3 protein-coding genes (1 of these 3 only partly in view) are annotated in these 15,829 nt (G+C 42.2%); all 3 read right to left on the minus strand.

Translation table 11 applies throughout. The features are described 5' to 3' along the window. Positions 1–11,560, minus strand: partial view of a DUF4347 domain-containing protein gene (locus tag NOS7524_RS06490; protein ID WP_015137680.1) — the beginning only. It extends 18,347 nt beyond the left edge of the window; the window shows 11,560 of its 29,907 coding nt (coding positions 1–11,560); the start codon lies at positions 11,558–11,560; its stop codon lies beyond the left edge, outside the window. Positions 11,561–12,314: 754 nt separating this feature from the next. Continuing rightward, positions 12,315–13,865 (minus strand): M16 family metallopeptidase, encoded by a 1,551-nt coding sequence (locus NOS7524_RS06495; protein WP_015137681.1) that lies wholly within the window; start codon positions 13,863–13,865, stop codon positions 12,315–12,317. 54 nt (positions 13,866–13,919) lie between these two features. Further along, positions 13,920–15,473: a M16 family metallopeptidase gene (locus NOS7524_RS06500; RefSeq protein WP_235622406.1), complete on the minus strand. Its 1,554-nt coding sequence runs from the start codon at positions 15,471–15,473 to the stop codon at positions 13,920–13,922. Positions 15,474–15,829 lie beyond the last annotated feature (356 nt).

Here is a 15,829-nt window from a genome sequence, read left to right on the forward strand (position 1 = left end):
TTTCAGGAACGATTAACCCTGCCGCGTTTCTTTTCGCTTTGTAGCCAATGAAGTTTTTTGCTACTGATGCGCCAATCGTTACGGCTCCTGCAACTGTGCCACCTGCACCTGTGCTGCCTGCTCCGCTACCTGCTACGGCTACTACGTCAGCATCTATTGTGTTGTGGGAGTTGGCAGTCAATGTCACATCCCCAACGTCCCTGATGCTGCTGTCTTTGATGTAGGCGTTGGTATTAGTGAAAATGAAATTGGTGGCTTCTGCTCCACCGCCACTCAAGGCTATACCTGTATTACCGAGGGCTGCTGATATGGCTACTGCGGTGGCAATAGTTTTTATCGTTGCGGCTGACTCTGCACTGATAGATATGCTGTTAGTTGTCACAGGTGCAGATGTAGAAGATGTGCTGCTACTAGGCGGTGCAGATACGCTGGAATTATTAATGTAGGCTTGAATGTTGTTCTCAATCGTATTTCTTGCTAAAGCCACACCCACGCCTATTGAGACGCTATTTGCGTTCGCACCACCCAAAGAGAAGCCTAGTGTGCCACCACCTGCATCGGCAGTAATTTTGGAGGTATCTTTCGCTGTAATGGTGGTCAATCCAGTATCGGCAACTATCTTACTGCCATCAATGTAAGCTTGAATGGTGTTTTTAATATCGTTGGTGGTTTCTGCTCCTACACCATTCAAGGCGACTGCAATCTTATCACCGATGGCACCACTGACTGACACTCCTACAGCAACAGCATCAATGGTGGCGTTAGATATGGCTTCTAATGTCAGTCCACCCGTTCTTGCTGTGATTGTGGGGTTATTAGTGCCAAGGATATAAGCTTCAACTACATTCTCTACACTGTTGCGCGCTAAACTTGCTCCTATGGTTGCAGCTAGATTGTTGTCTTTTGCTACTGAGGCTGCAATGGCAACTGCACCCACGTTGGCTTCTATTTTTGTGATGTCATTAGCTTTAAGAATGATGTTGTTAGCAGCAATTCCTTTATTACTATTGCCATTGATAAATGCTTGTACTCTAACGGCAACCTTGTTATCTGCTGCTGCTCCCGATAAACTGCCTGTAATGGCTGATGGAGTCGGTCTTATTGAGTAGTCTCTGGGTGGTTGTGCAGGTGGTTGTGCAGGTGGTTGTGCCGGCGGTTGTGCCGGCGGTTGTGCAGGTGGTTGTGCCGGTGGTTGTGCCGGCGGTTGTGCCGGTGGTTGTGCGCCTTTTGCAACTCCTTCAACAAAATTTATTAATGCTCCAAAATACGACAAAGCTCTTGCTGCTGCTACCCCTAATCGACTTCCTCCTAATGCTCCTGCTCCTGTTCCAACATCGGCAGTAATGGTTTCTTCATCTTCTAGTCCAAATGTAGCTGTTTGTGTCAGATTACCACGGGCATTGATCCTAGAGTTATCGATGTAGGCTCTGATTTCGTTACCGTCACCAACGTAATTTTGAGCGACTGATGCGCCGATGGCTAAACCTGAGCTTCCTGATGCTGATATGGTGACTACTGCGGTTGTAATTTGGGATGTATTTTCTGCCTTCAGGGTTAAATCCGTGACACTATCAATAGTGCTGTCTTTAATGTAGGTGTTAGTGTTAGTGAGAATATCGTTTTTAGCATTTGCACCACCTCCACTTATAGAAATTGATTGGCTGCCCGTAGAACTAATACCTGTGGCAGCACTTAGGGCAATAGATACGGCTACACTACGGGCAATAATTGTAGCATCAGAGTCTGCGATGATCTCTATGTTGTTACTGGTTGAAGAGACTTGAGCATTATCAATGTAGGCAGCAACTTGATTGTTAATCTTGTTTTGTGCTAGTGCTACACCTATAGCAATCGATAGTGGTGTCTTAGATGCGCCAGCAATGGCAGATGTTAAAGCTCCACCAGCCACAATGGAGGTGATTGTGGCAGTGTCTATTGCAGTGATAGTTATTTTCTCTTTTCCTTTCACTACTGCACTATCTTTAATAGCCGCTTCCATGGTGTTTATAATGCTGTTATCTCCCTCACCACCTGCTCCAGCTAAAGCTCCACCAAATTTGCCAGCAATTCCACTGACAGCAATAGAGCCTCCTAACGCGAAGCTGTCAATAGTAGCAGAGGAAGTAGCAGATATGGTAACTCCTCCATTTGTAGAATCAACTTGAGTATTTGTACCTTGAATAAAAGCTTGAATTTTGTTTTCTATGTCATTAACCGCTCTTGAGCCTCCCATCGTTGCCGATATAGCAACGGGAGAGCCAGGAATCACCCTCGAATAAGCAACCCCTACACCACCTGCATCAGCTTCAATCTTAGATGTATCTTTAGCTGTAACGCTAATATCTCTACTGGCATCTACATCAGCACTGTTACGAATACTTGCTTCTATCGTATTTTTGATTCTGTTATCAGAAATCGCTCCAAATCCTGATAAACCCAATGAAAGTTTAGCGAAACCACCCGCAAGGTTATTGTGAAAGGAATTACTAGCGTCAGTGTTTGCAATTGCAACAGCACCAGCGATTGATAAGGCATCAATAGTAGCTTCTTCTAATGTAGCTGTAATACTCACGCCCCCTGTTGTGGACTGGACTGTAGATTTATCAATGTATGCCTTGATACTGTTCTCAATATCATTGGTGGCAACGGAAACTCCAATACTAATGGCACCAACACTACCTCCCGTGCCTGACAGTAGCGCAATAGCTACACCACCTGCATCAGCTGTGATTGTCGATTTATCCTTTGCTTCTAGAGCAATATCGCCTATGCTACTGACACTAGAAGAATTCTGAATGGTGGCTTCAATTGCCGTATTTTTAATCTTATTATCAGCCCCAGCCCCAGCCCCGGCAAAAACTCCACCTGATGCTCCGCTTGATCCATCTATGCTGCCACCTATGCTGAGAGCATCGATATCTGCTGTTGAGTAAGCTTTGATGGTGATAGCTCCATCCGTATCAATTTTGGAGTTATCTACATAGCTCTTGATGCTGTTTTCTATTTCATTTAGAGATACCGAAATCCCTACAGAACCTGAGAAGGCAGAAGACTTCTCACTTAAAGCACGGGAAAGAGCAATGGATACTGCTCCAGCATCAGCATCAATCTGGCTATCATCAGTGGCAATCATGCTGATATTACCTAAACTGATGACAGTTGATCTATTATCAATGCCTGTTTCAATGGTGTTGTTAATTTTGTTGCTTGTTCCTACACCAGCCCCACTGATAGCCAGTCCTCTGGATTGGCTGGCGCTAGATGAACCGACAGCCAATGCCCCAGTCCAACCTACGGCAGAGATATGTGTGGTTGAATCAGCTTTGAGGGTGAGATCCCAAGAGGATGTCACCTGAGACTTGTCAATCTTGGCACGAGTTTTTGATGTGAATTGATTCTCTGCTACCGAAACCCCTACTGAGATAGATGTGCCACTGCTTTCTCCCAAGGCTAGAGCTACGGAAATCCCACCAGCATCAGCGTCTATTTCACTGTCATTAATGGCTATCACGTCAATGCCGAAACCTGTGGTGGTAGTGATCACCTCACTATCGTTGTTGATTAAAGACTCAATGGTTTGGTCAATTTCGTTATGTGAACCAGCACCAGCCCCAACAAAACTAAAGGCGCTGGAGGTTGTAGAGGAACCACCAGAACCAGCAGCAGATATACTCACAGCTTGAATTTTTGCTGTTGATTTACTGTTGAGAGATACCTTACTACCAGCCGTTAAACGGGATTTATCAATCTTAGCTTTGGTCTTAGTAGTGATGGTGTTATTGGAGATTGCCGCACCAATACCAAGGGCTGTGGCTGATGTCTGTCCACGAGTTGAGCTGATCGCTAAACCACCTGCGATCGCTAAAATGTAACTATCATCAATTGCACTCAGGGCAACAGCACCAGTAGTGTTAACACTACTGTTTTCTTGAATTAATGCTTCAACAGTGCTATTGATCTTGTTTTGCGAACCTGTACCAGCCCCACTAATACTAAAAGCACTACCACTGACTGAGGAGGCATCAGAAGCAGTACCTCCGATACTTACAGCATATATCTCTGCGTTTGAGGTAGCATCTAAAGTCACCTGTGCTGCCTGAACTGTTGAATTAGTCAAATAGGTGCGAACTTTATTATCGATTTCGTTGATGGCAACAGACACCCCAAAAGCACCAGAACGAGCATTATTCAAATTTCCTCTGACTAGGGAGAGATTTACTGCCCCAGCTACTCCTACAATTTCAGATTCATCTTTGGCTTTTAAAGACAAATTACCTTGTGTCAGAGTAATTGTGGCATTTTGAGTGAAGGTTTCAACAACGTTATCAAAATTATTCCAAGTAAGTGAGACTGCACCTGAAAAAGTATTGATACTAGTGCTAGGTGGATCTGCTGGTGCTACAGCAGCGCCTTCCTGTACTCTTGCACCACCGAGTCCAACTGCCACACCAATCATTCGGCTTTTTTCTTCTGCATTCAGGCTGACATTGCCAACAGTGGTAACATTTGCACCAACAATAAAGGCACGAGTGTTATGTTCAATATCATGTGTACTCACAGCCCCAGATAATCCCAATCTGGTAGTCTGATTTTGTAACTTAATTAATGATAATGCTCCTGATCCTGCACCAAAGTCTGTATCATTTTTGCTGTTGAGAGCAATACCTAGGGCTGTACTGGGTGCCGCAACTCTAACATTGCCAGTGCTATTGATGTAGGATTGAGCTTTTTCATCTACATTTCTAACAGACACACTCCCTGCAACTCCTATTCCAAAGGAGGTGCTAGGATCGCTAAGAAGAGCCGTTGGGCTTGAGCCGATGAAACTACTACCAGTGTCAGCCCTCCTGGCAAGAGAACCGGCCAAGGTAGCTGACACTACATATCCGCTATTGCGAGCATTCAAATCAAGAACACTCCGACCTGCTTTTGGTGGTGTGTTGGTAGTTATATTGATATCCAAGCCAGAACCAGTGTTGAAGTTTTTAATCTCTCCTTTTTCACTGAAAATGGTCAGAGCATCAGCAACCTGTAGATAGGATAGTATATCCGGGATGCTTTCAATCTTGCTATCATCTTCGAGTTCAATTTCATTGCCAATTACTGCACGGGTGTTGCGGATAATTTTTGTGACATCAACAGTTGCTCCTATACCCAAACTACCTGCTGATGCTTGGATAGCCCCTAAGTAGTTAATGCGCTTAATGTCACTATCGGCATCTAGATAAACTGGACCACCTGTAATTTTTGTGTTGCTGCCAATGTGAGCGATAGTTTCACTAGCGTGTACACTGGAACCTCCTGTTCCACTCAAGCCCCAACTATCAACCTGTCCTCCAGATTGGACTAAATTCAGCACAAAAACTTCTTCCTTGGCTGTGACTTCTAGCCCATCACCACCATCCCCCGTATGCACCATTGCACCATCTTCTATTTTGGCGATGGTTGTATTTGTCATTCCCTCCAACATCGCAGATACACCAATGCCCTTACCCGCACGATTACCGTAGATGTTGATGAAGTCCTCTGGAGATTTTTCATAAAACCCTAGAAGTACAACATCAAGCCCTAAATTCAGGGTGAATATGCCGACTACATGGGCATGGGTAATATCAGTGATAGCACTTACTTTGACAGATTGGGTGGTGTTTTTCCGGTTCTGATTAATCCTGGCACCAGAACCAATCATTGCTATAGAATCGTTATCAAATAAATTAACTGCAACAGATAGAGCAAAACCAAATTTTAATAGCTGTTGATTATCTTTGACTTTGCCTTTGTTTTTCGTGACGGTAAAAGTGTTGACAAACTCGTCTAGCCCCAGTTTACCGCCAAAAACCGCACTAAAACCAAGTTCAGTCCATTCTGTGGCAGATAATCCCTTTGTTGGGTCTATTAAGATGGGATATGCCAAAGAAGAGGTGACAGCAAAACTCCCCGCCGCGTCAATGATGGCGTTATCTTCAATGAATGCTTTGACGTTATTAGTGTAAAGCCCCACGGTAAAAGCCATGGCGAAACCACCATCAGAACCACTAGAGGCACCATTACCTCCTACCTGAACGAATTGCTCCACTGCTGCATTGACTACTATATCGGCATCAGAATTTAGAGTACCGCCCACTGTCGCATGGACTTGATGATTGACGTAATTAGCTGAGATTGACAAGCCCAAGCTATATTTAGGAAATCCTTCTACACCCTGTGCCTTCTCCATTGCATCCTTGATGGTTTTAGGATTAATGACAGAAGCTCCTGTACTAGCAGCTAATAGTGCAGCTAAAGGTACATTAGTAATCAAATCTTTGAATCTAGGGTTAGAACCGGAAGTACCCCTAGATTCAGCAACATCTTCAGCAGTGAGGGCAGCATTCACAGAAATCCCTCTAGTAACTGGCAGAGTAGTCAAAGTGTGGTTGCCATTAATCGGCTCTGCTAGTAATGCCTCTTCTATGGTTGTTGCCAGCTTGAATTTATCATTATCAATCCGGACTACGTAATAATATTGCCCGCTATTGAGTTTACCAATGGATTGATTACGGACGGTATTTCCTTGGTAAAGCAGGCGATCGCCTGTTGTCAAACCATGATTGGCAAAGGTAAAGGTTTCCTGACTATCATCAACAACTGCACTATTAGTTGGATCAAATCTCAGGGAACTAACACCATAGTGCCAAGAATGCTCTCCAGTGCCTAAATCAGTTAAATCGATCGCATTACCAGCGATCGCATCTGCGTAAGTATCAGCTAACTTGATGGTGTTCTGGTCTACAACAATCACAAAGTAGCCATTCCCATCCAGTAATCTTTGACTACCAACTACTCCAATTCCTGTGGCATGATTATTAATGTCGTAGGTGATAAATTGCCCTGTAGATAGGCCGTGATTGCTCAGAGTAATTGTGTCATTACTCAGATTCACCACATCGGCATCACTACTTGTAAATGACAATTGTGCTGGTGTTAACTGATTATGAACGAGTTGATGACCCCTTAAAACCAAAAATTCCTGATTACCAGTGCCTAAAGTAGTTAAATCGATATTAAGACCAGCGATCGCATCTGCATAAGTGCTAGCCAATTTGATTGTGTTTTGGTCTATGGCAATGACAAAGTAGCGGTTGTTATCAATTAAACTTTGATTACCAGCTATCCCAATCGGTGTACTGCCATGTTTGTAGGTGATAAATTGTCCTGTAGATAGTCCGTGATTGCTGAGAGTAATTGTGTTATTACTCAAATTCACCACATTAGGGTCATTACTCGCAAACGACAATTTTGCGGTTACTGCCTGAGCAAAATTAGTCAGGTCTATATAGTTGCCAAGGGCAGCATCATCGACGGTTGATGCTAGTTTAACCCTATTGGCATCCACTACAATCACATAATATTCTTGGTTATGGATCAATCCCCCAGTGCTGGCTAATCGGTTGGGATCACCAAGGTAGGTAACAGCCTGACCGTTAATAAAACCGTGGTTGGCGATGTCAATCGTGCTATCTGTAGCAATTGCTTCCAGTTCTAAGAACTCTTGCTCACTGAAGCTATGATTACCACTCGTAAGGCTAGAAGTATCAATGTCAATGGCTTCACCTTTGAGTGCAATTGGTGCTGCTAAGACTGCTTCTCTAGCAGTTTCTGCCAACATGAAGCGGTTAGCATCGATAGCGATCGCATAATAACGCCCCCCACCTCTCAGGTTTTGAATGGGAATATCTCCCGCCAAAAAACTAGGCGTGGTGGTAGTGAAACTGTGCAGAGCATCAGCCGAACCCACGCTTAAATCAATATAATTATCTGCTGCTGCGTCACTTGCACTAAGAGCAATTTTTACCCAGTTGGCATCTTGGACGATGACATAATACTTTTGACCTGCAATCAAAGGTGTATCACTGCCGTTGTACTGGTACTGAATCGGAGTTCCTGTCCTGCCTAAATAGTCTACTTCGTAAGTTAATGCGTCTCCTGTACTTAGTCCATGACCAGGAAGATAAATTCTGTTATTGGTTAAATCTAAATCTGAGGCGATGGTTAAGTTAATCGCTGTACCTTGAGTTGCATCATCAGCAGTAAAAGCCAGTTTGATTGTGTTACTGTCAATTTTGATGATGTGGTAACTGGCGTTTTTGTAGAGTGGTGTATTCAGATCAACAGTAGCATCGTAGTTGGTCGTAGTATCTTCACCCAGGAGAATCGTTAATTCATTTAAGGTAAGTACATCTCCGGTTTGATAGACTGTTCCTGTTGTTACCCTGATTGTATTAGCATTGGCATCAACATTACTGGAATCTGAGTTGAGGTCAATGGCAATACTATTAGTTGCATCTGCCGCAGTCAGTGCCAATTTAATTAAAGTGTTATCGTTGGGATCAGCGATAACATAATATTGCGCGTTGTTATCTATAGGATATTCCAGAATTGTTGGTTGGGCATACAGGGTGTTACCAGAAACCCCTAACCCAACTAATTCTGTATAAGTAATTTCGTCACCAGTGTTGTATTGATGTCCAGTAACTGTAATAGTATCGTGATTAATATCTATAAAATTATTTCTATCCTGTGGCTCAAAACTAATGTTCAGGATAGTTTGTTCTTGGGTTTGTATGGTTTCGTCAATTTCGTAAAGAATTTCATCCCCTGTTTTAAGACCGTGATTCGCTAGAGTAAAAATGTTTTTATCTTGATCTACTTGATTACTATCTTGAGGATTAAATTGCAAAGCACTGGTTTCATAGGTGAAGAATTGCTGACCTGAACCAAGATCAGTGATATCAATTACTGTTCCTTCATCTGTGCCGACTTGGTATTCAATTGCATTTTGATAAGTAAGAGCTAGTTTGATAGTGTTTTCATCTTCCACAACCACAAAGTAGCTAGCACCTGTTGTTAATGGAGTTCCGCCAACGCTGATAGCATTACCACTGTTATTGTTGTAGGTGATCAGTTGACCAGTATATAGTCCATGATTAATAACAGTGATGGTATTATCGTTAGTCTTTACTGCCCTAGCACTATCAAACTCAGGTGTACGGGCTTGTTGGCGTTGATAAGTTGAAAGTATATGTTGATCCCCTACACTCACTGTTAAATCAACTGGAGTGTTAAGTACAACAAAATCTCGTGATTCAGCCAGTTGGATTGTGTCGCTATCAACCACGATGACAAAATACGTACCTTCCGTTTGTAAATCACCAATTTCTTGTTCTTCGGTGGTTTCAGGATCAGCATAATAAATCACTTCCTGTCCGTGGACTAATCCGTGATTGTTGATGCTGATGGTATTTTCATCAGCATTCACAACATCGCTATTACCACCATCAAAAATTAAGGTTTTGAGCGGGCTAAATCCATGTTGAACCTCGTGGTTAACTCGGCTATTATCAATATCAATTACTCCATCTAAGCCACCTTGGACGGTTAAAGCAATGGTGTAATCATCTACTACTAAAACTTCATATACAGCACCATCATTCAGTATTCCTATTGGATCTACATCGGCATTGTAAATAAACTGATCACCTGTTTTAAAGTTATGCTTTTCTGTAAAGGTAATCGTATTAGTGTCAACTCTACTATTCTCGATTGTCTTTATTTCTTCAGCCTGAACTAATCCGCCCGCAGTAATGCTACCATCTACTTTGGCTTCAATTGTAGTTTGATCCACATTGATAGCAGTACCAACTGTTAATTGACCATTAACCCAAATTGTTGCTCGTCCTCTGGCTTGACTATCCACTGCGCCAACAGCATTAACATTGACATTTCCGCCAGCAGTGATACTTGAATTTGTTTCAATAACTGTTTTAGATGTGGTGTCAGTAACTGCAACTGCTGCTGAGAATGCGTTTTTGGTAGCATCGTTACTAGGTAGCGATACACGTTTTAGCAAAGAACTAAAAGCGGCATTGACGTTCCCAAAGACAGTGGCTTCAACTACTGCTGTTGTATTTACATCGGACACCACATCCACATTACCAGCAGCGATAATTGTGGTGGTGCCATCAACTATAGTTTCAGCAACACCTTTTGCATATCCCCCAGCTCCAGCAAATTTCAATGGCAATCCTTTTGCTGATAGCGCCCTTTCTACTACGCTACCTAGCATACTAATTGCTTCAACAGAGCTATCAACAACTGCCTTCGATGAAATCGTTACATTTCCACTGCTATTGATATTTGAATTAGTAATTTTTACATAAGACTCTGACCAGCGAGCTTGCATGGACAGAGGAATACCTATATTTTGAATATTGTAGAGAACTGAGTTATCAAGACCAAAAAACCCAAAAGCTTCTGTTACTTGAGCAGGAATATCGCTGTTATAGGCAATATCTTCAGCCAGGGATGTGATTTCAATGTTGCCTCCTTTTAAGGTGACATCATCCAAGGAAATTTGTGACAGTTGCTTCACCCATCCAAAAATTAGTGGGGCGCGAATGTCTTTATCATAAGTTGTGAGCTTGATTCCTCCTGTGGCAAAACTACTATCATTCTCTACGTGAGCGAAGAATTTTGCACCACTAGCAGTAATTGTTCTAGCAGTTAAACTAATATCGCCAGAATCTCCCGTAGATATAGCTGTATCATAGCTACCATTATTAAAGTCAGTAGCACTAATTTGGCGAGTGAGTAATGTAGCACTGTCACCAATGTTAATATTTTTGGCGGTAATAGTAACTTGGTTGAGTCCGAGTCCACCAATTAAGCCATTAATGTTAACATCACCCAGGTATTCGAGACTATCTTTAAGTTTATCAGAAGCAAATTTATCATCAATTAGTTTGATGGTTAAACTATCAGTAATACCATCGTTATTACCTGTGATTTTAGAGTTGGAAGCAAGACGAAAATCTCCGTCAATTTCTAGCGTGACGTTTCCACTAATTATCAGATTGCCGCCATCAATTATTAACCCACCACTGTAGCTTTGATTACTACTAATATTGGTGTCAGTGCTGATAGTTGCTAAAACTGATTCAAAGCTGTTTAAGGTTGTAATTTGCCAGGGAATTATGGCTTCAATTGCACCAGTTGTATATTCAAACTCCCAGTCTCCACCTAGGTTGGCATTTCCTGTTAAATCATCAGAAGCAGCAACATCAGCTTTGGTAATATCACTCAAGTTTTGCAGGAAACCCTCACCTTGGTCATTTCCGGCTACATTACACCCATAAAAGAGGATATCTCCATCTGCACTGAGGGCATTACCCCACCATGCTAGGTCATTTGTGTAGCGAGATAGTGTACTGGAATTGAGAGTTTCCGAACCTAGTTGGACATTACCTTCGCTTCCATGAGCAAGTATGTGGATGGCAGAGAGGTTTGAATATTGCTGTAAAACTTGACTGATTTGAAATATCCCGTTTTGACTGGGGTCTAATTGAACTACTTCGACATTGCTATTTATATCATCTATTAAGCTCTGATAAGAGGAAATATTAGTGTCGATAAAAAGTATTTCATTAGGATTTGACAGACCAAGATGCTGAGGTTTTCCCAAATGTAGTGTGCTGGAATCTAAAAAATTAAGATTATGTAGGGAATCGTGATTTTCTATCATAAATACTGCGATTAACTGACTTGATAAAAATAGTAGAATCAGAGAGAAACTAGAGAGTGATGTGAGGAAAAGCTCTCAGTATTCGTTCGCCAGAAGAGTGATCCGTTTTTCATTTTGGATTGCCATCATAGATACCTAATGAAGCATCATCTGGCAAAGCCCCATACTTCGGAATACACCCAGCAGCATTAAAAATCTAGGGTGTTCGTTGACAGTTATGAAGAAACAACCGCAAAATTTCTAAGCTTGATGTAGCAGAATTTGATTTTGATACTACATTTAACGACTATACCCATATACAAATACCACAAAAATTAAGTACAAATTCTGAAGAAATTAGTGTTTTTTTCTCTTCTTTAAAGATAATTTATTCTTAATATAGGAATCCTATTTGATGTTTGAAAAAACTCTTTCCGGAATAAGCAAGTAGTAAATAACGAGACTTAAAAATTTTTGAGGCAGAAACAAGGCTTAAACCTATACAGGGCAAGGAAATTACACCGAAGACTCAAAAATGCTTCAAACCCAGATATATCAAGAAACTGAGTAAAAAGATGTCAAAGTCTTTCTGTATATACGTTTGATGTTTTTTTCGGACTACTTTTTGTCTAAGTCCCAATAACAAAAATAGCGATCACTGAATCTATAACAAAAAATATTTGTGCAACTTATCTTTTTGTGATTGTAGCAGCATTTTCCCTCTTCCCTCCTGCTCCCTAACTTATCCCAATTACAAATATTTACGCTGTTCCACTTACGAACCAGGAATCGTTACATCTATCGGTGTTACCTGTGTTGCCAACTGCGTCAACGGCGGTTGAATGGCAGTTTGATTGCCCACTACCAGAGTCACCATATTATCTGGTTTGAGGTATTGCTGTGCGACTCGCTGTACATCAGCTGCTGTGGTTGCTGCTACGGCTTTTTGGAAGCGAAACAAAAAATCGGCAGGATAACCGTAATATTCGTATGTCATCAACCGTAACAAGGTTTGCCCAGGCTCTTGAAATGCGAACACAAAAGAGTTAAGTGTAGACTCTTTAGCCAAAGCTAGTTCTTGTGGTGTTACTCTTTGTTCTTGAATACGCTTGATTTCAGTCTGTAAGGCTTTGATAAACTGTACAGTAGTAGCAGATTTGGTTTGTCCACCAGCAATGAAAAGTCCAGGGTAATCGTAGTTGGGACTCCAAAAAGCTTCTACACCGTAAGTTAACCCTTGACGCGATCGCAATTCATTAAATAAGCGTCCGCCCCATCCATTTAATACCTCATTCAACACACTCAGCGCACCATTATCGGGGTTGTCTAAGCGTCCTCCTAAATGCCCCATGAGAACTGTACTTTGGCTGAGTTGCGGCTGATTGACAAAAAAGACACCACCTGTGTTGGCTGGTGATACCTCTGGTAGTTGGGGTTTAGTGATGTTGGGGTGGGGCTGCCAATCACCTAACTGAGCTTGGATGAGCGATCGCATTTTACTGGTATCAAAGTCCCCCGCAATCCCCAAAATTATATTATTGGGATTGAAATATTGTTGGTAGAACTTCAGCAAGTCTTCACGAGTAATGCGATTTACCGTGGCATACTCTGCCGTGCGCGCATAGGGGCTATCTTTACCATAGATTAATTTACGAAATTCTCTGGCGGCGATACTATTTGGATCGTCATTGCGACGAGCAATACTATCTTTCACTTGATTTTTAGCTAAATCCAACTTTTCCTGAGCAAACACTGGTTCTCGCAACACCTCAGTAAATAGACCAAATACCAAGTCTAAATCTTCACTGAGTGCTGTAAAAGCAGCAGCACCATTAGATTGGGCAATGGCAGTTTCCACCGCAGCTGCCCGTTGTGCCAACAAGTTGTCTAGTTCGTCAGACGAATGCTTTTTAGTCCCTCCAGTTCGCATGACTGCTCCGACAATACTAGCTAAACCAACTTTATCTGCTGGTTCCCAGCGAGTACCTGTACGCACTAACGCTGTACCACCCACAAAAGGTAGCTCGTGATCCTCCGCCAAATACACAACCATGCCGTTTTCTAAAACAAATCGCTCGTACTTGGGTAGTTTAATCTCAGGTAGTGGGGCAAGCTGTAACTCGGTATAATGCTTGGTCGTTGCTGTCACTGCCAGAGTAAAGTTAAAAGTCACAATTAAAAAGGCAACAGCTAAACTCAAAGCATAAAACAACTTCTTGCTCTGGGAAATTTTGAACTTTGAGAGCAGTCTAAACGGCGGTTTGTGCTGCTCAGAATTTCGGTGATTTTCTATTTGCTTTCTACTATTCACCTTGTACCTGTGCATATCTTTAATTCCTTTGCATCTTTTGCATTAACCTGCGGCAAACCTCTGCTCGTCTCACCCCTCTGGCGACAACAGCTTACCAACTGTGCGATTTTCGGGCGTAAAAGTTGTCTTTGCCACTCGCTCAATATCAGCAGGAGTTACTACTGCAATTTCATCTAAATACTTAAACAAATTCTGCCAAGAGCCAGTTTTTACCTCATATGCCGACAATTGCTCAGCCATCGCCATATTGGATTTGAGGCTAGCTAATAAATTCGCTCTTACTTGGTGTTTCACACGTTGTAACTCAGTCACTGCAACAGGCTCAGTTTTTAATTTGTCTATTTCCTTGTGCAGAACTGCTGCCAACTCATCGACTGTGTGACCGGAAGTCGTAGCGGCTGATAAAACTATCAAATTCGGGTATTTGTTGCCTGGCGTACTACTAGCACCAGCTAAATCTGATGCCAACTGCTGCTGTTCTACCAAAGACTTATACAATCGCGACGTACGCCCACAGCATAATAAATCACCAATGATGTCATAAACAGCATCATCTGGATGATTCAGCGCCGGACGGTGATAACCTTCCAAGTACAATGGTTGAGATGGTAAATGCAAGGTCACTTCCCGCATTTGTGTCTGTGGTGGTTCCGTCGGAATTGGGGAAACTGTTTTTTGTTTGGACTTATAGCGTCCAAAGTAATTTTGTGCCAGTTTTTTTACCTCAGCCGGGTTGACATCTCCGACAATGGCGATGGTTAAATTGCTAGCTACATAGTGTGTCTCAAAAAACTGCTGGACATCTTTTGGTGTTAAGTTGCGGAGATCTTCTTCATAACCAGCTATTGGCCGTCTGTAGGGATGAACTTTGAAAGCAGTCTCGAAAAACTTCTCCCACATCACTGCACTAGGCAAATTTTGGTACTGAAGTCGCTCTTCTAAAACGACATCTTTTTCTTGATAAAACTCCCGCCGAAATTCTGGTTCTAGAAACCGCTCTGACTCTAGCGACATCCACAGTTCCAACTTATTAGCAGGAAAGCTGTAAAAATAAAGGGTGGCATCTCTAGAAGTCATAGCATTTAAATTCTGGCCTCCTGCTTGTCTGACAATTTGCCCGAACTCATTTTGCTTAATCAGTTTGGCTGCTTGCAACTTTACTTGCTCAAACTCGGCTTGCAACCGAGTAACCTCATCTTTTTTACCATCGGCTTTTGCTGCTTGAATTTGAGCGTCTAACTGTTCCAAGCGGTCTAATAGGGGTTTTTCTGCTTTATAGTCCTTTGTCCCAATGCGTGTCGTCCCTTTAAATGCCAAATGCTCAAGAACATGAGCCATACCAGTTTTTCCATCTGGTTCATCTACAGCACCCACATCCGCATAAGTGACAAAGGAAACTACTGGTGCTTGATGCCGTTCCAAAACAATAAATTTGAGTCCATTATCGAGACGAAACTCTGTGACTCGCTTAACAGCCTCATCTAAATAAGGTTGTATTGAACTTGAGGTTGCTGGGGTTTGAGTTTTGTTTGTTTGCAGTAGCTTTTGGGGAGTAAATGCTGTCTGAGTCTGGGTTCTGGCGACTTCTGGCACTATTCCCCACCATAGAATTGTTAGGATCATCAAGATTGCAAATAGCCGACGCAATCTGACAGACGCAGTAATTGCAAAAACTGAATTCAGAAGTAGTCTTTTTAGCTTAGATAACAGCATATAACTTTTATCCCGCTATTTTAGTAGCAGTTGGACTAAGCTAATCAGCATTTAACTGGGTTTTTGGTGTTGCTGAATCACGGGGTGATTCTTATCGGTTGGGCATTTTGCTTCTTGTGTTTTCGGGCGTGTCAGATGCCCACTCTCCAAAACCATTTAAATCATCTCGCAAATATGCAAAGCTGGATTTTTATGTATTAGCCAAAATTTAGGAGTCAATACCAGCAAAGTGCTTGCACTCTAAATTGGAAACTTAAAATCAAAAA

Source organism: Nostoc sp. PCC 7524 (assembly GCF_000316645.1).
Classification (GTDB): domain Bacteria; phylum Cyanobacteriota; class Cyanobacteriia; order Cyanobacteriales; family Nostocaceae; genus Trichormus.